Here is a 25067-nt window from a genome sequence, read left to right on the forward strand (position 1 = left end):
CGCAGCCGTCCGGTTCAGATCCTCCAGCAGATACGTCCGCTCGGCGGACGACAGCAGCTCGATGCGGCCGACCGGCTGCCCGGCATCGGCAACCACAGCGCACAACAGATTCTGCAAATGCTGCGTCATGCGGTCGATCTGCTTCGGCGCTAATCGACTTGCATCAAAATGCCAGCGAAAGCTCCCATCCAGAGCGCAAACCTCAAAGGTCAGCAAATCGCCGCATAGGGCTGGCCTAGCTCTGGGGCTCGTCTTCAGATCGCCAGCGACGGGACAGCTGTCTGTCGTGATGGTGATGCCAATCGGCCAGGGCCGGTGCGACCGTAGCGCCTCCACACCTCGCAATGTCGGGCAGCGCGCGATAAGATCCCGGGCAAAGCTAGCGTGCGCCCTCAGCTGAGCGAATTCGGCCGCCACCGCTTTGCGCATTTCCTCAAAATCAAGTGCAAGATCAATGGTAACTTCCATCGGCACGACAGAGGCGATAAGCACCTCCAACGCTTTCAAACCGGCTTGCGATCTATCCGATGCAGGCGTCCATCCCAGTTGAAGCTCTGTTTCTCCCGCGATACGGGCGAGATAGATCAGCCAAGCCGTTACCAGGTATTCCGTGCGATCATGCGGCGACAGTTTAGTCAAAGCACTTGGAATGAACCACGAGCTCGACCGCCATCTGTGCGGCGCTTCAGCCACGGACGCCGATAGAAAAGGAAGCTGCAATATTTTAAACTGCTCTAGCCGCCGCCGCCAAAAATCCTCTGCAGGCGCCAGCTTTTCATGGGCGGCAGTTATGCTCCGCGCCTGATCACCGCTCAAAATTGGAAGGCGATAACCTTCATCCAGATTGAAGTTCCTGGCGAGTGCTCGCGCGTCCAGCAGCTGACCATCGGGGCGGCCAAAGCAAACATCAGCATCCTGCGCACCCGTCGCCACACGCCAGTGGCCGGAGTGGATTTCAAGCAGGGAACCCGCCGGAAGGCCCGAGCGTCGAGGCAACACCTCCAAGCGCCTGACTATGACAACGTCATCACCCACGAAAGCCTTGGGCAGACACAATCGATTGGGATTATACGGCCCAAAGTCTAGTGCACGCGTCATCGCTGACAAATCTCGCGCGGATCGATCCCATCGCAGACAGCCTGCCGCATCTGGGCGTCGACGTCTCGGAAAATAGCTTCTGTCGACTAGCGCCTGCGGACGAGCAGTAAGCTTTCCCTTCGCCAAGCCAGTTAAAAGCTCGCGGAAGCCCTCGACCGCGGCTTCATGACATCTGAGGTTCAGGGTCAACGCCGTATCGGCCGGCGCAATTAACACTTGGCGCTTAACCACAAGCTCACCCGCATTAACACCATCATCGATACGATGCCACGTGATGGCATACTCGCTCTCCTGGGCCAGCAGCGCCCAGGACGTCGCGTGAGTTCCTGCATATCGTGGCAGTGGACCGTCGTGGTAATTGAAAGCACCTTGACGCACCCGCCCGAACACATCCACCGGCAATATGTACGGATTGGCAACCGAGAAAATCCAATCCACCGGCTCGGCCTTCAAACGAGAGCAGAGCTCGTCAACACTCGCAATACAGGGGATATTGGCGCGAGCCGCCCACTCTGCGAATATAGCGTCGCCACACAGCGCCGCGCCAATGGGGTGGCCCATCTCCATTGCCAGCTGCGCGCACCTAACTGCGAGCGTACCACGGCCAACAAACACGCTAGCGGAGATTGATTGGGCTGCAGGGCCTTGCCCAGTCCGATCGCCTGTTTCGTAAGCGCTTGCGCTCTTCGGTGAAGACTGACGTGCCATCTTCACCCCTCGGCCAGTCCATCCACGAAGCTGGGCAGTTCCCGCCCTAACCGCCGCGCCACATAGCGGCCTAAACCTGTCACACTGGTTCGGATTTGCTTGGGAGTAACCGCGCTGAATGCTAATCGAATCCGGCAGTCTTGCGAGTTATCCAACGCAAAGAAGCTCATCGGCATAACAATGACATTGTCACGCCTTGCACACTCGTCCACGCTGTCCGCGCCAAACCTGAAAGGAAGATCAAGAGACAGGAAGAAGCCGCCAGAGGGTCGATTCCATCGAATCTGCTCCGGGAAAGGCGAAAACACACTGTCTAGCTGACGCAACATGACGTCGCGATTTGCACGATACCAATCCAGCGCGGGGCGAATCCAGCCACGCAAGCTTGCTGCCTGCTCGATCAAGAGTCCCGCCACAATCGCTTGGGTAATGTGGCTTGTATTGAGCGAGACGAAACTCTTGCGCTGGACCAGGTTTTCCCAAAGTGCCCGGCAAGCGCGCGCGTCTCCAAATATTGTATCGGGCAGTGTCGCAGCTCCCACGCGGAGAGCTGGGCTCAAGGTCTTGGAGAATGTGGACAGGTAAATAACACTTCCTACCTCATCCAAAGCGGCCATCGGAGGGATCTCATCACCTTCATACCGAAATAGGCGATATGGATTGTCCTCCAGAACGATGATCCGATTTCTTGCGCACACTTGAAGGATATCGCATCGTGAGGCCTTATCGAGGACGCGCCCGGTCGGATTGTCAAAATCGGGAATGAGGTATAGAGCGCGGGCCTTCCGACCACTCTGGCGCAATTGCAGGACGGCGAGTTCGACTGCCTCTGCAACGCAAGGCACTGAGTTGCACAATGCTGTAACGGCGACCCTTGCGGCCTTAGCTGCACCGGTCGCACCAATATACGTGGGATTGCAGACTAGGAGCACATCGGCAGCTTCAGGGCACAGCGCCGGGAGGCAGAGTGCGAGCGCTTCCTGGCATCCTGAGGTGATCAGTACGCGATCCGCCCTCGCGGGAACCCCCTCATCAGACCGGACCTGTTGTGCAACGAGCTCGCCGATAATGCCGGCGGTTCGTCCATACTGCAGCAAGTGCGACAATAATCGCCCGCCCCCGTGACCGCCAGCTGAATAGCGTTCATATACTACTAGTGCATTCAACAGCACCTGGGGGTCGAGCTTGTCGAAGAACCGCTCACTCGGTCTGCCAGACGCCAGCGAGACTGCCGACGGAATCGTGCTCGAGACTTCGTTCAAAAAATTCATAACTGAACATTGCGATCTGTGATCCAACATCGAACCCTGCGTAGGACTATCGGCGAGCTGAGGACCACACCAGTCTCAGAGCGAGGACATCATTGAGGTCTAAGGGCTCACGCATTTTCACGGCTTATTCGCCAGAATGATCAAGCTGATCAAAAAGGCACCCATTCGTTTGATTGATGAATCCATCCTGCACGCCTGAGTGCATGTCTTCGAAGCTGAGCCGCCTCTCAAAGCGAGAGGACTCGGATCCTATGAAGTTCGCAAACTGCGTCCACGCACACCTAGAGCTGACCGGATTTTGGATAGTCATGAGACGATTTCTCCTCAACCGCGACCCAGATACACATGACCGAGCAAGTGCCGTGCCAAAGGAAAATCATGCCAAAACAATTAAGTGGCGATACTAAGATGACTAGTGTCCGACATTGTCGGACATTGGACGCAAGCATCTGAGGAAGGCTCGAGTTTGTCGCGCGCGTGCGGGTTGTCGGACAGGACGCTGCCAGGTTCAGGCCAGAAGCTCTAAAGGCGATACCGTGGCGATCCGGGCGGTGGAGGTACGCTGATCGAAGGCTCCGCGTCTTCGCCGATTGCTCAACGCGCGCCACGGCGTAACAGAAACGGCCGAGGAAAATCGCCGCTGGATGAAAGTTCAGTGGCAGGTCACCGTGCCGGGCGCAGATCAGGTTACGCTTGCCTTTCGTCCAGTTCGTTCGCCTCGATATGTTCGGCTTCTTTAAGCCCGAGGAGAAGCTGATCTTCGGTAAATGTTTCGGCCCGTCGGCCCGCTGGCGCTGCAACCCTCTGATGATCTGATGTCTGACTGAAGTTGCATTTTCCGCTTCGCGCGAAAGCACCATCGCTCAGCGCATTCAGGTCACTCGGGACGCAGGTGCAGGCGGCACGGCCGGTCCAGTCCGCGAGTGTCAAACGGTAGAGAGCGATGGCTCGCCACTTGCAGACTTTGGGCAGTCTGTAGAGAGTGAGATGATCGGCGCATTGAGACGGCAACCGGACATGGACGACGATCGCTTTTGTCGGAATCCGCTTTCGATCGTTCTTGCGGGACCCCGGTAGGCCGGCGGGCGCGCCTGAAGTCGGATCGCCAGCATCGCCATAGAAACGGCGGGGGCAGACCTCTTGGATTAGTATTTACCAGACTTCTCAAGCTGTTCGAAAAGTTCTTGTATGTTGTTTTCAAGAAATGCTTCCTCTCCATTCCGATGAATGAGTTCAAAGCTTATCCCCGTATTAGGGCATCGAGAAGAGAATGCTTGTGTTAGGCCAGGTCCTTCAATAATGGTCGTGTCGAACGACAATCCCCGTGCTCTAAGAGTATTGACCGCCGCCGACACATCGGCGACAGATAGTGCAACATGAGCTAGACCAACCCCGTAATGTTGGACAAGTTGAGCCACCTGCGACTCTGGCTCTGTGCCTTGGCAAAGTACAAAGCACATGTCGTCCCGAACCATGTCCGCACACACCATCCCAGTCGTCTTACCCTTTATCTGCAATCGCCGCCTAAGCTTAAAGCCAAGGACATCTTGAAACAGGTGGATAGCGTCATCTAGTTTATGAACCGCCAAAGCGATGTGATCAATGCCGCGAAATCGAGGATTATGACGGCCATTTGCCTCGATAGAGTTTTTCAGAGATGCATCCGACGGCGAATCCGCGGGATAGGTCATTTTCGGAGTCCTTCTGTTTAGGTGACGCAGCCAATTTAATGATAAAGTCATAAGCTTGCTAACAGCCTGATTCCAGATCAGCAGCGTCGCGTATCCGGGAATGATCCATTTAGCGTGATCATGGAAAAATTTCTCCTCAGTGTGAGCGCGTTTGTCGGTGACGTGCATGTACCATGCCAACGGAAAAGATCGTTCAAAGCAATAGAATGATCCTACATTGCGATGTCCCATGTTCGACATGTCGCCTGCTGCCGGTTGTGTGTCCTTCCCCGCCCGCACCAACAGAGATAGCCCGCACGTCCCGGCCGCGACGACTGGAGCCAGTTGCCGGTTCCCGAGACAGGCCCAGACCGCGCAGGCTGATAGTGCGGCAATCTCGTCAATGCTTGAGGCCGCAAATGGCGGCATCCGACGCGAGCCGGAACTGCTCAGTACCCCCGGTACCAGGACGTCGCGCCTGAGAGATCTTTACAGGGATGCTTCTGGAGACCGTCGCCACCTGCTTTCAGATCGTACAACCCGACGCCACGTACGCTTCAAGCCCTTTGGGCACTGGCATCTGGGCGAACCTGCAGCGCGGTCACCACCGGCGCAGCAAGCCTACGAAGCTCTTTGCGACCCGTAGCTGCCGAGTTGGCGAAGGCAAACGTCGCGGCAGCGCAATCGACGCGCAGAAAATTTAGGCCCTACGCGTTCCGAGACCGCTGACCTCCGCCCCCTCGGCCTGAACGCGTAGTGCGCGTTCGACGGGCACCAGCCACCGGCCGAATTGATCCCGCACAGCCGTAAATTGTCGCTGATTGAGGCGTTGGTGCACGGATCTTTTATTGGTGTGGGTTTAGGCAAGCGGTAACCGCAATAGCCTTTGTAGCGTAGCAATGCCTTTCAAACACAATACCAGCCGCCGCCATCATATTGAGGAGAAGATGAAGTTCAGGGTGACGAACTGGCCGGAATATGAGGCAGGACTTCGTCATCGCGGCAGTTTGACCCTGTGGGTGACGCCGGAAGCCCTGTCCAGGTGGCAAGCGCCAAGACGCGAGACACCTGGCGGCTAGCACCGCTATTCTGATCTGGCGATCGAGACCACCTTGACGCTGGGCCTTGTGTTTGGCCTGCGGCTGCGCCAGGCAGAAGGCTTCTGGAATGCGTACAAACGGCATGATCGCCAGGTTCCGCCGGACGGCACATCACGCCGCTGAGCTGGGTCGAATTCGCTCGCGCATTTCGGGAAGGCTGCGGACGCCGTTCTTCACGCCGAATGCCCCCCAAGCGAGCGAAAGCGGAAGACTCGAAGAGGTCGAGAAGATGCCTCCGCCAACGATGAAGTTGAGCGGCGCGTGAAGTTTGAAGAGGAAAAGCTCTCCCGGACGTAAGGCGCGGAAATTCGTCCTTCCACTTGGCGCCCAAACCGTTTACCTCGTCTAGCTCACTGCCAGACAGGAAATCGAACCAGTCCTTGTCCGTAACGGCGACGAAGATCTTGAGCATGATCATAATGCTATGAGGGCGAGACCGACGCAATATCAGGCAGCTATCGGAACGGTGATCGCAGCCGCGCACCTATTATGGGGGAGCTATCTATGGGCGCCGGTCCAAACTTTCACATTTTACTCAGCAGCCTGAACAGAGGGTATCTCATTGCCGAAGATCAACGCGTCTTCGGAAGCCGCTGAATATAACTCGTCCATCTGCGCTTCTAATGCTGAAAGTGCGGTGAGTCGGAGAACCATGTTCCGAAGCCAGCGCTGCTCCTCCAGTGTCATCGGCCTCCCCGCGAGGCGAGTGACATGACGATAGCCAAGCCATTTCCGGATGGTTTGATAGCCCCCGGGTTCACATCGCCATGCCGTCGTAGGAACGTTGGCAAGATACACATCATTGTTGATCCAAAGCTCTCCGCTCACGTCGTCGCTTGGCACGAAACGACCCGGCGCTGCCCCGAAGTAGGAAATGGTGACGCGAAGGTCGTCGGCGCTTATAGAATGACCGTCTGATCGCCGGATTGCCGCAATGCTGGCCAGCTTATCACGGCCGAGTATTTCAGGAAGCACGGACGATGCGTCGGTCGAACAGTCCATCAGGGCCGCAACAAGACGACCCAACTCACTGACCTGTCGAGCCAGTGCTGGATTTCGTGGAATTGGCACCCGAGCCCAGTCGGCCCCCAACGCGCTCGCATGCTCCATGCGGTAAGCGGGCGAGTTCATGATCGCCAAACAAATGTGGATCAACTCGTTCGCACAGAGATGGGCATCGGGGGCTTCGAGTCCTCCCGCCTTGTCCCAAGCTTCGCGAAGCGCAGCCCAAATTTCCGGCGACATATTGGCCAAACGGCCTCCAGTCAGGGCGTCTATCCTAACGACAGCAGGGATGGCGACCGATCCGCGGTCATGAACATGCAGATCTAGGAGTGTCCGGGAAAAGAGGGGTCTCGCTTCCGAGACTTTACGCGGCTCGGGCACCGCTATCAGGAAGCACTCACAGTCAAGGTTGACCCTGAGCGTCTCCCGAGGCCTATTCAGGAGATTGAGCCTGTCTTCGTAATAAATCCAGCGCTGATCAAATGGAAACAGTAGGTACGGCTTGAGACGGCTCTCATCGAAACCGAGCTTCTGAAGGCCCTTCCAGGTCGTTTCCGGCGAGTAGTTTGCGCGCGGCACAGCCAAAGCGGGGCAGGCGCTTGTCGCATCTGCATAACAATTTGCTCGAATGTATGCGGCCACGCGATCTGCTAGGAGCTTCTTGTCGACATCTATGACGCTGCCGGTAATACCTCTGTTCGGATTAACTCCCTGTATCCGGGTCGGGAATATCTCTTCGAGGCTGGGCCAGGCCTCGTAGCCCGCTGCTTGTGCGTGCGGCGCGAGCCGCCAACGGTTCTGTCTTGTTGGTTTTAGCCGACGATACCAAAGCAGGAGAGTCTGATTGTCATCGTCGTCAGCCCGTACCTGAAAGTCTTCGAGCGGCAGTCCCGTGCGCTCTTCGGCGGCAGCTACCAATGCAGTCAAGGCCGCCGCCATCGGTCCTTGATATAGGCCGTACAGGCGTCCTTGATGGCATCTAGTTTGGCCTCGCGCTTGGTGCGACTGAGGTTCTGAAGTTCGGCGACCGAGGCCCCTTCCCCTAAATCACCGCGAAACACAGTAACGTCGATGTCCTCGGAAAACCGGCTGATAAGGCCGAACCCTTTGGAAAGGGAAGTGCCGCCCTTGAAGAGTAGCCTTGGACTGTCGGCAGGCAGGCCATTGAACAGGGCGTCCAAGGTCCAGCAGACCCAGAAGTCCTTTTCGATATTCTGCGGCGTGGAGTTAAGACGCTGAGCTGTTGTTGTAAACAAGCCCATTCTTGTCTCGGTGTCGGCGTTCAGGACCTGGTCGTAAGCAGAATTCATTGGCTCGGCATTCTCGGAGGCGTAGTCCCGCTCGGCTGGAGCCGGCCTTGGGATACCTCAGCGGCGTCCTGCAGTAGGGGCTTCAACAGAACTTGCATCCAGGCGGGAAGGGTTGGCAGGCCGTCGGCCAAGTCGGCACGGAGGCGGTCACCTTGGTCGGGATCGTTCAGCAGTCGGCGCAGGCGCCGTAACAGTTTCTGGTTCCCTTCATCTTGGCCTAGCATATCGCGCATCCAATGCAGCGCCTGGACGACGCGCATTGCCGGGCGCCCAGCCCAGTAGAGTTTGCTGGCCGACGTGGGCCGGAAGGTGATGTCGAGGTTGCCAAGGCGAATCGGCCGCAACCGTGCGTCGGCGTGTACAACGATGCGAGCTGGTACAGCGTCAGTCAGGCCGAGGTCATTTGCTGCGGTCATGCCGTCAACGAGAACCCGGATCTGATCACGCCGCGCTACGGCGTCGATGACGCCACGGGGGTCTGGTGGGCTTTTCTGTTGAGTCAAGGTGTTGAACGTTGGTCGATCGTAAAGTCCGCGATCAATCCGCCGCAGTTCGGCGGCCTTGACCATCCGCTGCAGCACTTTGTCCACCGCATCGCGATTGCCGAGGTTAAGAAAATCCGCAGGCGTCCAGACTGTGCGTGGCGGACTTGTCGCCATGTGATCTTGGATGAGAGCCTTCAGGTCAGATCGAGTCTCGCTCATGTCCGAAATATGTATACGTATTTCGGACGAACGCCAAGCCTTGGAATGTCCGAAAAATGTCAACATATTTCGGACCAACAACCTGGCTTGCTACTAACAATCCAAGTAGCTGCCGAGCTCGACGTCCTCATCAAATGATTGGTAGCGCAAAACGCCCTCATCGACGTAGAGCGGTTACGGCACAATCACCCATTTCTATCAAAGTTCGTAAATCGCTACGCTCGGCACAACAGCCTTGGCGATCTCACATAGGTGCTGGTGATGCGTAAGATAGATCACCTGACCGGCACTTGCCATTTCGCCAAACAACCTGAAGACCTCCTCGGAACGGACATGGTCGAAGGTTTCCATGATGTCGTCTGCGATGAAGGGCACGGAGGGCCGAAACTGCGCAAACTCGTAGTACCCCGCAAGCCTCAGGGCCAGATAGAGCTGAAAGCGCGCGCCCTTTGACAGCGCGTCGGCGACCTTGGATTGCCCATCGCGCTGCAACGCGATGAGCACTTCCCCACCCTTCACAGGTTGAGTTGTCAGGCCAGAGTACTGGCCGCGCGTCATGAGCGCGAATGCGTCTGATGCGCGCTCCATCATCCCGGAGCGGTGACGCTCGCGGTAGAGACGCAGAGCATTTCCAGCCGACATTATTCCCAATTTCAGCTCGATGTAGCGGACGGCCTTTTCCTCGATTTCCAGAAGGACGGTGCGCCGTTCGGCATCTATCCGGGCAACAGCGCTGTCGCCGCCAATCGCGTCCAGCTTGTCGGTCGCGCGCGTCTGCCGAATGAGCTGGTGCTGTATCGCCTCGTCAGAAGCGCGAAGCCGTTGCTCTGCCTCAGCCTTCTCGATTGCGAGACTGTCGAGATCGACAGCATCCAATATCGAACGCGCCTGCTCGAACCCCTCCACCGCGAGCTCGGCCGACACCTGCTCCTCAAGTTCGGCCACGGCTGTGCGCAGGCGATCCCTGTCGCGCAGCAGTTCGTCGCGTTGCACGACTTCGGATAGCGTGGCCACGCCAAAGACGCTCAGGACCTCGTTCCTGCGGCGCTCATGTACCGAAATCTCGGCATCGAGGGTCTCACGCCCATCCTGCAGGCGCTGCAGGTCATTGACGAGGCCTGCCTTGGCCTCGCGCATGCGCTCGGCGCGCTCCAGGCGCTCGGCAAGCCGAACCGCCAGCTGTTCCGGTTCGTCGTCGTTGGCCGCCTCGCCCGCTTCGGCTGCAACGGCGGTAACCTCGACCAGAAAATTGTCCCTGTCGGCCTCCATCTTCTCGATACGGAGTTGCATGGCGTCCCGGTCTTGAAGACATTTGGACAGTTCAGCCAATTGATCGAGGACGCCCCCGACGCCGGGCGCCGAGATGCCGCTCTCGAGCCAGGTGCCCTTGAGCGCTTCGGCAACGCCGGCTAGCCATTCATCCTCACGTCGCTCAGCGACTTCGATGGCTCGGCGTCTAGCAGCCAGATCCTCTTGCCTTGTGCCAACGGTCTTGAGCGCCTCGGTGCGCTCAGCGTCCACCTTGAATTGCCTCTCAAGGAACAGCTCTGCCACGGCCATGGCCGTCTCCAGGCTGTCACCAGGATCCGAACCGACGCCAACGCTCGCCAGTGCGCCGCTCAGCTCCAGGCGTATTCGGCCTTCCTCATCAACCGCCCGCTCGGTCTTCTTGCGGGAAAGCTCGATCTCCTCCCAGGCCGCGAGCGCATCGATCCGGGCAGCAATGCGATCCTCGATCAGTTCGATCAGCTGTTCGGGGGATGTCTCGGGGATTTCTCCAAGCAGGTCTCTTGCGACTGCAAGAACTTCCGAGAGCACAGCCTCCCGATCTGAGCTGTTGCGTTCAAGTTGGTCGCGCGTATGCGCGATGGTGGCAGCGATTTCTGCGAGGTTGCGGTTTGTGCTGCGGATCTCAACGAGCTCCCGCGCGTTAGCCAGACGGCCTGCCGCGACGCTGTCGTCTCGAGCAAGTGCTGCCGCGAAATCATCCGCAGTTTCGCCAGTCAGGTCATCGCGATGCCTTGCCCAGGCCTCGTCCCGGGCGCGCCGAATGGCGCCCGCCACATCATCGTCGGTGACATCGACCGAGGCACGAAGGGCATCCAGCCGCGCCGAAAGCAAATCGTGATTGCCCTGGTGCTCGGCAAGACGTTCGGAAAGGACGCCCCTGCTCTTCCCGAGCTCTGCGGCCAGCGCCTCCCATGCGCCAAGCCGCCAAGCATTCGGAATGGCGACCCTGGCCAATGTCTGCGCATCTCCCGACCAGGGATGCAAGCGCGCGATCGCGGCCTCCCATCGAGTTGCACCCGCATCCGCTGCCTCGCGTGCCGCCTTGGTTTCCCCAATGTGCCCGCCGGCTCTTGCCGTCGATAAAGCCGAAAGCAGCCTCGCTCTGGCAGGCTCGGGCACGGCCCGTTCTTCGCCGACGCGCTCGCGTGCCGCCTGGAGCGCATCAGCAGCTGCCGCGGCCTCCTCGCGCGCAACGCGCACGCTGGTAACGATCCCGGAGCGCTGCTCGACCATGGTGCGCACAGCGCCAATGGTTGCAGCAGGCAAGAGCAGGTTGGCAGGGTGTGGCTCGGAGGACCTTCCAAGAGCGGCAAGGCAGGTCGCCACAGTATTGTCGAGGATTTTCAGCTCCGTCCTGCGACTTGGCAGGTCCAGGCCGGCCGAGACGTGGCGCACCTTGCGGTCGGCCAGGCCGCGAACCCGTTCGGAGATCGCAAGGATCACTGCGTCCACATCGACCGAGGCGATTTTCGTCATCACCCGCTCGAGCTCGTCCCCACTCGCGGATAGCCGCGTTCTCAGACTGGCGTCGGTCTCGATCATGTCGGCGACGCTGCCCGTCCAGGTCCGTGACGGTGAAGCGATCTCAGGCAACTCGGCTAGTTGGGCTTCCTTACGTCGGATATCGGCAAGGATCGGGATCGCGCGAAGATACTTCGCGATCGTATCGAGCCGAGCCGACAGCACCGACCGTTCGGCGATGCTGCGGTTGTATTTTTCTGTCGCGTCCAGGCGCTCTGTTTCTAGAGTTTCGAACGTCGACGCCAAGGTGTCGATCGCCTCCTTCCCGGACTTTAGTTCGGCAAGCCGCTTCTTGAGCAGCGCAAACTCGGTTCCGTGTGCCTGCTTGCGATAGAGCCTGTCCGCTTCGGCCTCGAGCACGCTCAATGTATCACTTGCGTGCCCGAGGCCGGCGCTGGCCGTGAACAGAAGCTTGCCCAGGTCGCCACGCGATTCCAGAATTGATTTTCCACCTGCTTCCAGCGTTTCGTCGTCCAACGAGAACATGGTTTCGTATGCGTCCCGAGACAGCCCGGCGAGATGTGATGATATCGCCATTTCGCTGACCGGTTGGCCATTCGCGTTCAACAATGAGTTGGTGCGCTGTTTCGTGCGTGTGAACGTGTGCTCCGCGCCGCCGAGTTCGAGTACACCGCCGATGCGCATCGCGCTGTACTCGTGCAGGAAATTGTAGCGGCTGCGTTCCTCGATGCCGAACAGCAGATCGAGATAGCCGGAAAGCGCGGTCGACTTGCCGGCTTCGTTCAGGCCGAAGACGATATGCAGGTCGGGACCGGATTCCGGTTTTGGCCCGAAGTCGATCGTCCTGTCGGTGAACTTGCCATAACGGATGAGATCAAGTCGCCTGAGCCTCATTGTGACCCACCGGCCTTGAGGCGGGCGGTGACCAGGTCGGCGCCGTTGGCAAGCACCCTGTCGAGGAACAACTCCAGCCCAGCCTCGTCCTTGCCGGCGAAATCGCGCCCGTCAGGCGGAAGGTCCGAGATCATCTTCTGGACCAACGCCCTCGCCTCGGCACGGAAAGCTTCCGAGCTGGCATCGGCGCGCATAGATTGAGCGAGTTCGAAAATCGGATCAGCGACGCCCTCGGATGCTTCGGCTGCGAATGGAGAAACGTTAAGTTCGAGCTTCTCCACCCAGGTGTCCCCCATCTGTTCCCCAACCTGCTCAGCTTCTGCGAGCAGTAGGTCGCGGTCACGGATCAGCGCCCAGGATATAGGTGACGCCCCGGTCAGGCCGAGACGGACCACAACATGACGGGACCTGACGAAGGCGCGCACACCTTCAAGCGCGGAGCGGACTCGCCCGACAACTTCGGACCATTCCACCGTTTCGGTCAGGTCGACGTTCACCCGCTCGAATTGCGCGATACTGGTCAGCCTTTCCTCGATCTCTATGGTGCGGTCGTCTCGTATCGTCACCAGGGTGACGGATTTCTCTCCGGCCTCGTTGATGTCCCTGCCCTGTGGAATTCCTGGCATCAACACGGTGCTCGCCCCGGAATGGACTTGGCGGACATGGATGTGCCCGAGCGCCCAGTAGTCGAAGCCATGGCCGTGCAGGTCGGCGACGTTGCAAGGGGCGTAGACGTCGTGGCCGGGCGATCCGGCCAGGCTCGTATGCATGATGCCGACATTGACCGCGCCCTCACGCGGAGCTGAATACTTGGGAAGCAGACTGTCCGGCGCCTTGGGGCTAGCAAAGCTCAAGCCATGGAACATGACGTCGACCCCGCCGGCTGTCTGCGGCACTGACTGGGGACGGCCTTCAAAGATCGTGACCGTGTCCGGGAACACGAGCTGTTTCGATATCCGCGACATTGCGTCATGATTGCCACGAATCTTGAAAACCTTGATGCCGGCCTGGTGAAGCCTTGTCATTTGTGAGGCCAGAAACCGCGCCGTTTTCATCGACGTCTGATCGCCATCATAGAGATCGCCGGCAATGACCAGGGCATCGACACGTTCCGCAAGGCAGAGATCCACGATCGAGACAAACGCCTGACGGCTGGCGTCTCCGACGAGTTCTGCAAGGTCGGGGTTTCGCATCGCCAGCGAACGCAGCGGCGAGTCGAGATGAATGTCGGCAGTGTGTACGAATCGAAATGCCATTCCGCGGTCTCCGCCCACGAACATACCGGTGATCGACCGAGGCTCGATAGAAGAATTTCACGACACGCTGCATTGGCTTTCTATCGCGTTGGAGGGTGTGATTGTTGAAACTCAGCCGAGCCCGGCAAGGGAGAAACGTGAGGCTGAGGTTCAGGGCGTCACAAAAACCACAGTCGGCATGTACTGGCGTTCAAGTGTTGGACACAAGAAATAGTATCGCCTGATTCGTTGGAGATTGACTTTGTACCCGATTACTTATCGGAATGACGGCTGATCGGGGGAGACAAATTGACAGTTCAGGACGTGCAGGCGGCACCGCCCTCTCAGGTGACGGTTTGGGATGAGCTGGAGATTTGGGCGAAGGATTTCTCGCCTTGGCAAAAGCTGACACTTGCTTGGGCGGTGCGCTATGGCGTTCTTACCGCTGAGCAGATCGGGCAGGTCTATAGTGTCTTCCTGCATGGATTCGGACTGGCGGACGAACCAAGCCCAAAGCTTGAGATTCCGGCAACAATAACCGGCAAAGCGAGCGGGCTCGCCTCCCAAAAACCCCGGCTCTTGCGAATTCATGACGTCAGCGGCGTAAATGCGCTGACCCCATCTGCGGAGCTGGTTTTTTCGCCCCAACTGACACTCGTCTATGGTGGAAATGGTGCTGGAAAAAGCGGCTTTGCACGCATCCTGACGAATGTGTGTTTCAGCATCTGTCGATGCTCGTTCGTTCGTATGCCGGGTACAGGGTCGTCTACGCGGTCGATGCAAAGGTCGCCGCAGGATGAGTTTCGCAGGTGAGATCTTCCTATGTTCGTTACGCAATCGGCTAAACGAGGCCAGTTGCTTCCCGCTTCGCGGAATGATCTCAGCCACGTCCCGGCAGGGACGGCTCGGTGCGTCCTGTAAGAACGCTATTGGTTGAATGGCCTGAAGAAATCGTCGTAGTCGAGCGTCTGCAGGATCAGGCAGCGGCGGGCGTTCCTCCGTGCGAATCGAACAGCTCGCCCGTCCGGAGCATCGCATGCATGATCACTGCCAGCTTGCGCGCCAGGGCCACGGCGGCTCGTTTGAAGCCGAGCCGTTCTTTCAGCTCCAACGCCCAGGTTCGCAGGGTGCTGGTATCCGTCGACCGGTTCAGGATGACCGCGGCCGCTTCGTATAGCAGTCCGCGCAACTGATTGTCGCCACGGCGCGAGATATGGCCGTCATTATCGACCTCGCCAGATTGGTAGCGTCTCGGGGTCAGGCCCACCCATGCGCCCACGGCGCGCGAGTTTCTGAAGTTCGCCGGATCCTCCACGGCCGCGGCAAAGGCGGTGGCTGTGACGGTGCCGACACCGGGCACCGACATGAGCAGGCGGCAGTGCTGGTCTTCAAGAGCCATCGCGGCCAGTTGCTTGCTCAGCTCTGCTATCTGGTATCGAATATCACTCCATGCCCGAAGCATTGGCACGACGATGCGCGCCAGCTTTGCTTCGCCCTGCAGAAGATCGTGAACGTTGCGCTCGAACACGCTGCCGGCGCCCTTGGGCACGACGAGGCCGAACGTCTTCCTCAATCCGCGGATCTGGTTGGATATCTGCAAACGCATCTTGAGAAGCTGGCGCCGCGCGGTGATCAGCGTGCGGATCAGCATGCTGTCGAAACCTTTGACCCGAACCTCTCGGTAGAAGCCGACCTCGGCCAGATGTGCCAGGCCATCGGCATCGTTCGCATCGGTCTTGTTCGCGGCCATGTCGAGCGCGGCCTTGGCATGCCGCGCGTCGATGCAGATCACCGGCAGCCCCTCTGCCGTCAGCGCATGGTAGAACCACACCGACAGCGGCCCCGTCTCGAACACGACCCGCCAGGCATACGGTGCGCGCTTGCGGATCACCGCCGCGAGCAGTTGCGGGTCGGACGCGCACTTGCCCCGCCAAATCCTCTTGCCGTCCTGCCGGATCGATATTGCCGTCTCTTTCAAGGATACGTCGAGACCGATATACTGCTTCATGGCTGTCCTCCGTTCGATGCCTGGGGCCCGGTGTCGATCGTGAGCCCGTTCTTCATCCTATCGGGGGACAGCCAGCCGGCTAGATGTTCGAACATCGACGCCACATCTTAGGTGGCCACCGCTCCCGCGATTACGTCATGTTCGTTCACTGACCCGAAGCCCTCATATGTTCTCTACGACGCGAATGGCAGCTTTGCGCAACAAGTCGGTCATCGAGGCCGCACTACCACGGCCTCGAAAGCCGCCGTTCGTCCAGAACGCGGATGTTGTCCCTACTGATGGGTGTCGGACTGTCTTCTCCCCAGCCCGAATCGGAAAGCCGACGTTAGACGCCGCCACTCGTCCGGCGTGAGACAGGCGCATGTGACTAAACCGCTCGCGCGGCTCCTCACTGTCATCCGGCGGTCCCGAAGGAAGACGATAGCGACCGGCAAGCGATTAGCCGGTTTGAGGCCGTTCAGATCGTCGGAAGCCCTGCGTTGCTCAACACATGATTTAGGTCATCGACGCATTGCTGGCGAAGCTCCTCGAGATGGCGGGCAAGCGCTCCGTCCTGGATGTTGAGATAGCCGTCGATCCGTTGGATGATCTTGTCTCTGAGGCCTTGCTCAAGCTGGGTGCGCAACTGCCGCAGTTGCTTGTCAATGCGGCCGAGCTCAAGCCGTGCCTGATCGTCGTCGAGCTCGTGATAGCCGCCGATCGCTTTGCGGATGACCTGGCGGCTTTCACGATCCACGAGTTCGCCGGTGCGTAGCGCTTTCTGCGAGTCCTTGAGGGCCTGGAGGAACTCGTTGGGCGTCTCGCAATGGAGCGGTACTTCGAAAGCGGGACGCGCGAACGCCATGGCGATGGTGCGCAGGATGATTTCATCGAGATCCTTCGAGGCGCGAACTTGGATTACGTCCTGATAATACCAGCGCTGAAGGGTCGGGAAGCTGTTGAGGTGGGAGATACACTCGTACCAAGTCCAGACGATCGCGATTCGATCGCGGTCCTCGTTCTCCCATTCTTCATTGAGCTCATCGACCCAGGCCTGGACGCGCGCGTCTCGCCGCGCCGTGGTGGCAAGGATCCAGAGCATGAGACTGGCCTGGAACTTGAGCGCCGCCTTCGCTTCCTTGCGCAGGAAGGCACGGGTGACTGCCCCGCCGGGATTCATCGAGATCGGCGAGCCGCTTGCATTGGCTGCCGATAATTCCATGCCGCCCTGACCGACCATAGACGTCGACACCGTTCTGCGACTGACCCGAGCGTCCCACCTGCTGTGCGTTGGGAATGTCATAGACCTCCGCAAGCATCCCGACACATAACTCCTCGAACTGCTGCCAGTAGAGTGGCGGCTGAAAGAACTGCGATACGGTGCCCAACTGCAGTCCCCCTTCATCGAGGGCATCGATAGATGCCTGAAAGGCAGGCAGGCCAGGCCGGATTGCTTGTCAATATGCACGTCACATTTATTTTTCTGTCGGGTAATGAAGGTACTTTCTTCCGTTCCAGCGGCGATACACGAAGTCGCCCGCGATGCGGCGTTGATGGCTCGCAACGTGGTCATCAGGGCAGGCCGTTGGAAACCATGATCAACAAGCCGATTGTAGAGGATCGACCAAGCCAGACATGAATCCGAGAACGTGACTGTGTCAGAGGTCGAACCGAATACCCAACCGAACACGACACCAGCCGCGGTTAGCGCCTTGGTCAACTCTTTGTCGCCGCCGCCGCAGGTGGCCATGACAAGCGCCTTGTTTCGCCCGGATGCCGGTTTGACCAACTCAACAAACTCGGGCCAGCTCATGTCTTTTCCATTAGTCAGACAAATACCGCTGCTATTGCCGTGGGATGAGAAGTGCAAAGCCTCGAAATTCCCGTCGGCCGCCTCGCTGATCGCACGTTCTACAAGTGGGCGGGTGAAGGCGATCCGATATTCGGTCTCAATGTTGAGGATTCTTAGGATCTCATTGGCGGCGTGGCCATCGAGCCAACGCTCGAAGAAGTCCTTTGGGCTCAATGATTCGACGATGAACACACTTCGTAGCAAAGTCAGCCTCTCATCCCGTTCCAAGGATCGATCAGCCAGTTAGTTCGGCACCAACCCGGAAGTCGATGTTTCCCTTCGAACCAACACTTGGCCAGGACGTGGGAGTGTAGCGACGCGCTAAAGTCTGGTTCAAGCGGCGTACGCCAAAAGCGGGCACTCCGCTTCCGGCCCAATGACGGTTTTGAACAAATCGTGCGATAGGCCTTGCGCATCAGTGGGGAAGCTGCTTCTCGCTAGGAGAAGGGGAGCCGAAAGCCGGGATGTCGACAGATTTGATCAACTGCGTGCGCCCTGGTGACGGTGAGGAACCAATGCCTCCCGATGCATCGGCCTGGCATAAGTGGCTCGCTGTGCGTCTCAGGGAGACCGAGGACGGTTATTGCGCCAAACCGGACTGGCTTAAGGGGCACGCCAACGGCGAGAAATCTACCGCCCGCGACTATGCCGGACGCGAATTGCTGGAGCTCGTCCAGAACGCAGCCGACGCTGCTGCCGAACAGGGCGGGCATGGCCGCGTACGGATCGAGGTGAGCGCAGAGGGCCTTTGCGTCGCGAACACCGGCATGCCCTTTCGCCCCGGCGGAATAAGATCGCTCATGACCGCGCATACGAGCGATAAGCCTGACCGCCAGGCGACGCTAATTGGAGCGAAGGGCCTTGGATTTCGGGCATTGCTTAATTGGTCGGCCGAACCCTTCATAACGAGCGGCGCGCTTGAGATAGGATTTTCGCGCACGCATGCCCGCCGCGAGGTCGCCCGGCTCGCAAGCATCGCTCCCAACATCAATGCCCTCGTACGCGCAAGTAAGAAACCGATCGCGCCGATCTTGCCCTTTCCCGCCACCGGAGCCGCGCTCGAAAATCTCGCGAGCGAGGCTATAGGTGCGTTGATGAAACGCGCGCGGGCGTTGCGCTTCGAAGGCTTCGATACTGTTGTTGTAGCGGCCTTCGGGGACGAGAAAGCTCACAAGCAGGCGATGGAGCAACTCCTAGAGTTCCGGCCCGATTTCCTGCTTTTCGTCGCCACGCTCGACGAAATCGCGATGCAGATCGATGACCGACCGGAAACGCGGTGGACAAAGACCATGCTCGGGAAGGATCGGTTCGCCATCGAAATAGTAACCGACAGCAAGCGCTCAAGCCAGGAATGGATGTGTCAGCGCCGCAAGGGGTCGGTACCTGATCCCGAGGATCCGGAAGGTCGTCGACCCTATGAACTCGCGATCGCGCTGCGCGCCGGACCGCCAAGTACGCCCGGCTTCCTGCACTGCTATTTCCCGACATCGGTTAAATTGCCATTCCCGGCCCTATTTCACGCAACACTCGAACTCGATTCCCATCGCAAATCGCTGAACGCAAACTCCGAGGTCAATATCGGAGTCCTTTTGGCGCTCGGCCGCTTTTATGCCGACTTCCTTCACAGCCTACTCGCCTGCCGTGCGATTGCCGATCCGATTGCGCTTCTCTCGCGCAGCGAGAGTTTTCCCGATCCTCTCAAGCTTTTCGAAATGGAGGTCTACAAGGCCGCACGTATCCTCCCGCTCATTCCAACTTACGGGGGCAATAATGTTCCGGCCGGCCAGACCGCGCTTGGGCCGAGCGACTATGGGCAATATCTGCCGACGCGTTTGTTTCGGACGCTCGCACGCTGCAAGACAGAGAGTGATCGTCGGACTCTCGAAAGGCTCGAGGTGTCTTCCATTGATCCGGCGGAGATCGTCAAAAAGCTGAAAACTCTTTCGCTCACGCTGGGCGAACGGGCGCGCGTTATCGTCGGCATCGCCAAGACGCTGCCAGTCGCATTGCATGATCGCGAGCTTCTCCTCGATGTGACGGACCGCCCACTGTCGCCAACTAACAGCTGCTTTCCTTTGCCGGCGAGCGGAAAGCCGCCGACGCTGCCCCGATGGGCACGCGCCAAGTTCCTGCACCCTGAGCTTTGGAGCAGGATCACTGCTGGCCTCGGTGGTACTGCGCGTGAAAGATTCGACAAGCTTGCCGGTTTTGGCATCCACGAATTCAACGCAAATGGCGTGATAACCTCGCTTCGCCGCCAGGCTGCGGATATGCTGAATCGCAGACGCAGCGATCCCGACAGAATTCGCCGCGAACTCATCGGGGCTTTGTTCGGGCTTCGCCAGACGGTCGCCAAGGACGCCTTCTCACCCTCGGGGCGAACCGAGGTGATCGGGGCAGATGGTCTTTGGCATGACGCAGGCGAACTTCATCTCTCTCAGCCTTATGGAGGAAATGGACCAATACTCTCGGCGCTCTATGCTGCACAGCCGCAGCGCCTCCTTGGCACGCCCGAAGAGAATGGTTTGCCCGCCGATGCGCCCGGGCTTGCCGATTTTTTTCGCTGGCTCAGCGTCAACATATGGCCTGCGGATATCCAGCAGCCAGTACCGCCATCGATGCGGGCTTCGGTCCTCGCCGCTCTTCCCGATAATTTCGAAGTGTCGGAAGGCAATTTCCGTCGCACCATCTCACGAGGCGAACTGCGTTGGGGCGCGTCATGGAGTGCGGAACATCTATGGATCGCGGGGCTCGAGGGCATTCTGTCATCCGCACCGAGCGCGGCCATTCTCGCATGGCTCGCCTTGGATCCGCGCTTCGATATTCTGCGCCCGGCGGCCTTCGAAACTAAACTTCATGCGAGGTCGGGCAACGCGACTTTCAAGCCTTATGCTGGTCCAATACCCGATCTCGTGCGTGCGGCGCTCCTGAGCCATTCATGGCTTGCTGTGGTGGGCGGGAAGCCGGCCGCACCAGCGGAGGCTATGATCAATCCCGGACGGCTCAGCGCTCTCTTTAAGCCGCCACTGCCACCGGGCGAAGCCGAAGAAACGGCCCTCGGTCTGACGAGACCGATGTGGCTGCGCGGGCTCGTACACGCCCACGTGCCGCAAGGAATCTCCGATCTTGGCGAAGTGCAGATTTATCGTTTGCTCAGTGCACTTAAATCGCGGGATCCGGGCCATGATACCGTCCGGCGACTGTATGCCCAGATCCTCGAGATTGAAGAGTTTTCGCCCGATACCACCCGGGAGGCGGCCGCTCGCTTCTTCGCTGAAGGAGAAGTTCAGGTGCGCAAAGATGGCGCCCTTTGCTGGGAGCCTGTCGGCTCTGCACTTTACCTCGACCGGGATAATTTTCCCGTCGCGGCACGCGATCATTTAGCACTGATCGACGTGCCTCCTCGTCGGAGCGCGAGCGACGTCGAGAAAAGATTCGGGGTAAAGCCTCTCAGCAAGCAGGATTTTAGCCTTGCGATCGTGCACGTTGTCGAGGAAAAAGGCATTATCGCAGAACTGTTGCGCTCGCGCTTCGTTGCGAGCCTGCCGTTCATCAAGGCGTTTCGCAGCGCAAATTCGATAGAGACGCAGCGGCTGCGACGGCTAGAGGCGCTGACGCTGAGGATCGTGCTCAAGGCGGAATTGGAATTTAGCCTCGGAACGAAGCTGTTCGCCGGGCAGCTCGAGCCCGGAAAATATCTCCTCGACGGCGATACGCTCTTAATCGGGGTCGACATCTCCGAAAACGAGGACGAGGTCTTTTTGCGCGCGGCCGCGGCGATGAGCGACGGCTTGGCAGAGCTCTTCGAGCTTCAGAGCGGGAGCGATTTCGAAAAGCTTTTGACGGCTCATTCCGACAGCTTGCGCACGCTCCAACTGCGGAGGCTCTTAAGTAATCACACGCCCGAGGAGGTCGAGCAACTGATCGCCGCAGTGTCAGCGGAGATCGAAAGCGCGGATGATACTTTCGGCGTCGATGCGGCGGCACTCGCCGCAGCCATGGAGCCTCTGCGGTCGGAGCAGGGCGAGGTAAATATGCCAGTATCAGTTGGCGGGGGGCCGGCGGTCTCGGAACACGAAGCGTCGCGACCAGCCGCGACCCCTACTTCGGTCACACTGCCGCCTCCATCGTCCTCACGACAGGTGACAGCCGTTACTGCGACGAAGCTCGAATTCGAAAGCAGCGCTGGCCGCGGTGGCTGGACGGTCGGACTTCGCATTGGCGGCGCTACATCTGGCTCGGGAACAAGAAATGACACCACTTTCCCAAGCGATGCCGAAAAATGGGCGCTGCTTTTCGAAGAGAGCGAGGGCCGGTTTCCTATTCAGGTGTCGCGGCTGCAAGGCACCCATGCCTATGGCTGCGACTGTCTGAGTTTCATAAGCGAGGCCGAGCGCGAAGCGTTCAAGGCCAATCCCGATGTCTCCCGTGTTGCGCGATTCATCGAAGTGAAGTCAGGCCCCGTTCGGTTGACGCCAAATGAGATTGTCGCGGCCCGGCGGCAAAAGTCTCGCTATTACATATATCAGATCTTGTTTGACACGGGGTTCCGTGGTTCGGCGCATCTCACGATTGTTGTTGATCCACTCAGTCATCGAGGCGCCCTGGCGCGCGAATGCGAGGTTCGCCTCGATCAGATTCCCACGCGCGAAGAACTAAAGTTGAATGCTATCGCAGGATAATGGATCGCGTCCTTGCGGGCGGCTCCCACTATCTGGCGGGCTCGATGCGCGGGGCTAGCAATCCAGGCTGAGCAAATGAGTGAGATACTCGGCACGGCATTCTTGGTTCATGGCACCTGGTACTTGCGGTATCTCCATGGCGGCGGCACGATGGTACCCATCGAGGCGAGCGCCGATTTAAAGGATATGCTAAACGATGGCTACATGGTCGTAAGCGCTGTTTCCGGACCACCTTTCGGGAGTGGTCGCGATCTGTGAGGTTGCCGGTTCTGTAATGGGATCGGAGATCGGCTTGTGTCTGGACTTGACCTTACGCTTGACCCGGAGCGGCAGCCTCGACGTTTCGAGGTGATCAACGGCGCTGGCGGTCGGCGTCAGTGGTCTGTGGATGATAAGGCGCGGATCATCGCCGAGACGCTGGAGCCGAACGCAATCATTTCCGAGGTCGCCCGCCGCTATGGCCTGAGGCCGCAGCAGGTCTTCGCCTGGCGCCGGGAAGCGCGCAAACAGGCTGCTTCGGTGCAGCAAGAATCTCCTGCCTTTGTGCCAGCGGTTGTTGCCGTGCCGACGAGCGAACCCGCAGCGAAGCGCCTGGGACGACCACGGAAGCAGAAAGCGGTCCGCGACGCCGGCGTGATCGAGCTTGAGATCGACGGTGTCGCCATGCGCGTTGGCCGTGGCGCCGATAGCAAGACGGTGGCTGCTGTAATCCGCGCGCTTAAGGCAACGACGTGATCGGGCCGACGGGTGCGGTCAAGGTCATGGTGGCGACAAAGCCAGTAGACTTCCGCAAGGGCGCGGAGGGATTGGCCGCGCTGGTGCGCGAGACGATGGGCGCCGATCCGTTCAGCGGCGCCGTCTACGTCTTCCGGGCCAAGCGCACCGACCGGATCAAGCTGATCTTCTGGGACGGCACTGGAGTCTGCCTTTATGCCAAGCGTCTGGAGGACGGCGAGTTCCGCTGGCCGAAAGTGCATGACGGCATGATGCGGCTGACGGCCGCGCAACTGTCGGCGCTGCTCGAAGGTCTCGACTGGCGGCGGGTCCACGAGGCGCGCCGGACCCGCGTTCCAGCCCAGGCGGGCTGACCCGCGACGAAGTGAATCAGCCTGGATTCCGCTGTCGCGGGCTGTCGGCGAATATGGTCTGATCCGGTCATGGCGATGACGGCTGACCAGCTTCCCGACGATCCGGACGCGCTGAAGGCGATGGTCCTGGCGCGCGACGTCGAGAACGCCCGCCTGATCCAGATCATCAAGGAATTGCAGCGTCACCGCTTCGGCCGAAGAGCTGAGACGCTCCCCGAGGATCAGTTGCTGCTGGGGCTCGAGGAAGCCGAGCAGATCGAGGCGGCCGGCGAGGAGGAGAACGAGCAGGCTGCTCCCACGGAACGTTTGGCAAAGACTGTCAAGCGTCGGGCCAACCGGGGTGCACTGCCGTCGCATCTTCCTCGTGTCGAGATGGTTGTCGACATCGAGGACCATGCCTGCCCGTGCTGCCGCAATGGTCTGCATCGGATCGGTGAGGACGTGAGCGAGCGGCTCGACATCGTCCCAGCGCAGTTGCGTGTGATCGTGGTGCGCCGGCCCAAATATGCCTGCCGCGCCTGCGAGGATGTAATCGTGCAGGCTCCCGCTCCGGCCCGGCTGATCGAAGGCGGCCTTCCGACCGAGGCGACGATCGCCCTGGTCCTGGTCTCCAAATACGCCGATCACCTGCCGCTCTATCGTCAGGCCCAGATCTACGCCCGGCAAGGCATCAATCTCGATCGTTCCACGCTCGCCGACTGGGTCGGCCGCGCCGCCTGGCATCTGCGTCCGGTGCATGAGCGGCTGCTTGGCAAGCTGAAGGCTTCGCCGAAGCTCTTTGCTGACGAAACCACCGCGCCGGTGCTCGATCCCGGCCGCGGCAAGACGAAGACAGGCCAACTCTGGGCCTATGCCCGCGATGACCGACCATGGAATGGCGGCGACCCGCCGGGCGTCGCCTATGTCTATGCGCCGGATCGAAAGGCCGAGCGTCCGATCGCTCATCTCGCAGGCTTCACCGGGATCTTGCAGGTCGACGGCTATGGCGGCTATCGCGTGCTGGCCGAAAAGAGTGGCGTCACGCTCGCCTTCTGCTGGGCACACGTGCGCCGACGCTTTTATGAACTGGCAACAGCTGGTCCCGCGCCGATTGCCAGCGAGGCGCTGAGACGGATCGCCGAGCTCTACAAGATCGAGGACGCCATCCGCGGCCGGTCGGCTGACGAACGCCTCGCCATGCGCCAGGAAAAGAGCGCTTCAGTTATCGCCGACCTCGAACCTTGGCTGCGAGAGAAGCTCGGCCTGATCAGCCAGAAGACCAAGCTCGCAGAGGCGGTCCGCTATACCCTCTCACGCTGGGAAGGGCTCTCGCACTTCCTCGAAGACGGCCGTGTCGAGATCGACAGCAACGTGGTCGAGCGCTCCATCCGTCCGATTGCCCTCAACCGCAAGAACGCGCTCTTTGCAGGCTCTGACGGCGGCGCCGAACACTGGGCTGTCATCGCGTCACTGATCGAAACCTGCAAACTCAGCGGTGTCGAGCCGCTCGGCTATCTCACCGATGTCCTCACCAGGATCGTCAATGGCCATCCGAACAGCCAGATCGACCACCTGCTGCCCTGGGCCTACATCCGGGCTCCCGAGCTCAAGGCCGTGGCCTGAGAACAGCGCTTACACATGGTCCGTCTGACTGGCCATACGAGCAGTGATGGCCGCGGTGCATCCGACCGGCGTCGAGTGCCTGGGTGACC

General features: G+C 59.5%; 16 protein-coding genes and 2 pseudogenes. 7 read left to right on the forward strand and 11 right to left on the reverse strand.

Annotated elements, in window-relative coordinates:
- The 4 genes and pseudogenes from HNQ71_RS31160 to HNQ71_RS31170 all read right to left on the reverse strand — a co-directional run.
- The coding region (locus HNQ71_RS31160) for a formyltransferase family protein (RefSeq protein ID WP_343068291.1) at positions 1–1806 on the reverse strand (1806 nt) is incomplete at its 3' end.
- Between the two features lie 2 nt (positions 1807–1808).
- A complete protein-coding gene (locus HNQ71_RS31165; protein ID WP_184877752.1) occupies positions 1809–3107 on the reverse strand; it encodes an aminotransferase-like domain-containing protein in 1299 nt (432 codons plus the stop codon).
- Positions 3108–3974: 867 nt separating this feature from the next.
- Positions 3975–4144, reverse strand: a pseudogene (locus HNQ71_RS35080) (IS66 family transposase); the annotation flags it as partial.
- Positions 4145–4222: 78 nt separating this feature from the next.
- The gene (locus HNQ71_RS31170) at positions 4223–4936 is read right to left on the reverse strand and encodes a VOC family protein (protein ID WP_246462214.1); all 714 of its coding nucleotides are present in this window, start codon (positions 4934–4936) and stop codon (positions 4223–4225) included.
- Between the two features lie 710 nt (positions 4937–5646).
- Here HNQ71_RS31170 and HNQ71_RS31175 point away from each other — a divergent pair.
- A pseudogene (locus HNQ71_RS31175) lies at positions 5647–5907 on the forward strand (transposase); the annotation flags it as partial.
- Between the two features lie 471 nt (positions 5908–6378).
- On the opposite strand, the gene HNQ71_RS31180 reads toward HNQ71_RS31175, so the two are convergent.
- The 5 genes from HNQ71_RS31180 to HNQ71_RS31200 form a co-directional block, all read right to left on the reverse strand.
- Positions 6379–7779, reverse strand: a complete 1401-nt coding sequence (locus HNQ71_RS31180; protein WP_425492287.1) for a type ISP restriction/modification enzyme — start codon at positions 7777–7779, stop codon at positions 6379–6381.
- On the reverse strand, positions 7776–8162 hold the full coding sequence (locus HNQ71_RS35085) for a nucleotidyl transferase AbiEii/AbiGii toxin family protein (protein WP_184877754.1): 387 nt from the start codon (positions 8160–8162) through the stop codon (positions 7776–7778). The genes HNQ71_RS31180 and HNQ71_RS35085 overlap by 4 nt, the downstream gene beginning before the upstream one ends.
- Positions 8159–8932 (reverse strand): DUF6088 family protein, encoded by a 774-nt coding sequence (locus HNQ71_RS35090; RefSeq protein WP_343068292.1) that lies wholly within the window; start codon positions 8930–8932, stop codon positions 8159–8161. Before HNQ71_RS35090 ends, HNQ71_RS35085 begins: the two co-directional genes overlap by 4 nt.
- A 132-nt stretch (positions 8933–9064) precedes the next feature.
- A complete protein-coding gene (locus HNQ71_RS31195; protein ID WP_184877758.1) occupies positions 9065–12532 on the reverse strand; it encodes an AAA family ATPase in 3468 nt (1155 codons plus the stop codon).
- A complete protein-coding gene (locus tag HNQ71_RS31200) occupies positions 12529–13788 on the reverse strand; it encodes a metallophosphoesterase family protein (RefSeq protein ID WP_184877759.1) in 1260 nt (419 codons plus the stop codon). The genes HNQ71_RS31195 and HNQ71_RS31200 overlap by 4 nt, the downstream gene beginning before the upstream one ends.
- A gap of 288 nt (positions 13789–14076) precedes the next feature.
- On the opposite strand from HNQ71_RS31200, the gene HNQ71_RS31205 reads away from it, so the two are divergent.
- Positions 14077–14580, forward strand: a complete 504-nt coding sequence (locus HNQ71_RS31205; RefSeq protein ID WP_184877761.1) for an ATP-binding protein — start codon at positions 14077–14079, stop codon at positions 14578–14580.
- A 163-nt stretch (positions 14581–14743) separates the two neighbouring features.
- Here the strand turns inward: HNQ71_RS31205 and HNQ71_RS31210 are convergent, their stop codons facing one another.
- Positions 14744–15775, reverse strand: a complete 1032-nt coding sequence (locus tag HNQ71_RS31210) for an IS110 family RNA-guided transposase (protein ID WP_184877763.1) — start codon at positions 15773–15775, stop codon at positions 14744–14746.
- Between the two features lie 457 nt (positions 15776–16232).
- Positions 16233–17798, reverse strand: coding sequence for a hypothetical protein (locus tag HNQ71_RS31215; protein WP_184877765.1), 1566 nt, complete (start codon positions 17796–17798; stop codon positions 16233–16235).
- 272 nt (positions 17799–18070) lie between these two features.
- Here HNQ71_RS31215 and HNQ71_RS31220 point away from each other — a divergent pair, with 272 nt between their 5' ends.
- From HNQ71_RS31220 to tnpC, 5 genes are all read left to right on the forward strand, one after another.
- Positions 18071–22288: a sacsin N-terminal ATP-binding-like domain-containing protein gene (locus HNQ71_RS31220; protein ID WP_184877767.1), complete on the forward strand. Its 4218-nt coding sequence runs from the start codon at positions 18071–18073 to the stop codon at positions 22286–22288.
- Positions 22289–22363: 75 nt separating this feature from the next.
- Positions 22364–22546: a hypothetical protein gene (locus HNQ71_RS34655; RefSeq protein ID WP_210334121.1), complete on the forward strand. Its 183-nt coding sequence runs from the start codon at positions 22364–22366 to the stop codon at positions 22544–22546.
- Between the two features lie 90 nt (positions 22547–22636).
- Positions 22637–23023, forward strand: coding sequence for an IS66-like element accessory protein TnpA (tnpA, locus tag HNQ71_RS31225; RefSeq protein ID WP_210334122.1), 387 nt, complete (start codon positions 22637–22639; stop codon positions 23021–23023).
- Positions 23020–23376 carry an IS66 family insertion sequence element accessory protein TnpB gene (gene tnpB, locus HNQ71_RS31230; protein ID WP_023709031.1) on the forward strand — a complete coding sequence of 119 codons (357 nt, stop codon included), beginning with the start codon at positions 23020–23022 and terminating at the stop codon, positions 23374–23376. Before tnpA ends, tnpB begins: the two co-directional genes overlap by 4 nt.
- A gap of 69 nt (positions 23377–23445) precedes the next feature.
- On the forward strand, positions 23446–24978 hold the full coding sequence (tnpC, locus tag HNQ71_RS31235; protein WP_184877783.1) for an IS66 family transposase: 1533 nt from the start codon (positions 23446–23448) through the stop codon (positions 24976–24978).
- Positions 24979–25067: the final 89 nt, after the last annotated feature.

It is taken from the genome of Mesorhizobium sangaii, from assembly GCF_014207355.1.
Classification (GTDB): domain Bacteria; phylum Pseudomonadota; class Alphaproteobacteria; order Rhizobiales; family Rhizobiaceae; genus Mesorhizobium; species Mesorhizobium sangaii.

What these genes read in the sequence shown, in the direction of transcription:
- HNQ71_RS31220 (WP_184877767.1), top strand. Translation starts at nt 18,071, where the DNA reads ATGTCGACAGATTTGATCAACTGCGTGCGCCCTGGTGACGGTGAGGAA.
- HNQ71_RS31170 (WP_246462214.1), bottom strand. Translation starts at nt 4,936, where the DNA reads ATGCACGTCACCGACAAACGCGCTCACACTGAGGAGAAATTTTTCCAT.
- HNQ71_RS34655 (WP_210334121.1), top strand. Translation starts at nt 22,364, where the DNA reads ATGAGTGAGATACTCGGCACGGCATTCTTGGTTCATGGCACCTGGTAC.
- HNQ71_RS31165 (WP_184877752.1), bottom strand. Translation starts at nt 3,107, where the DNA reads ATGTTGGATCACAGATCGCAATGTTCAGTTATGAATTTTTTGAACGAA.
- HNQ71_RS31200 (WP_184877759.1), bottom strand. Translation starts at nt 13,788, where the DNA reads ATGGCATTTCGATTCGTACACACTGCCGACATTCATCTCGACTCGCCG.
- HNQ71_RS35085 (WP_184877754.1), bottom strand. Translation starts at nt 8,162, where the DNA reads ATGAATTCTGCTTACGACCAGGTCCTGAACGCCGACACCGAGACAAGA.
- HNQ71_RS31195 (WP_184877758.1), bottom strand. Translation starts at nt 12,532, where the DNA reads ATGAGGCTCAGGCGACTTGATCTCATCCGTTATGGCAAGTTCACCGAC.
- tnpC (WP_184877783.1), top strand. Translation starts at nt 23,446, where the DNA reads ATGGCGATGACGGCTGACCAGCTTCCCGACGATCCGGACGCGCTGAAG.
- HNQ71_RS31210 (WP_184877763.1), bottom strand. Translation starts at nt 15,775, where the DNA reads ATGAAGCAGTATATCGGTCTCGACGTATCCTTGAAAGAGACGGCAATA.
- HNQ71_RS35090 (WP_343068292.1), bottom strand. Translation starts at nt 8,932, where the DNA reads ATGTTGACATTTTTCGGACATTCCAAGGCTTGGCGTTCGTCCGAAATA.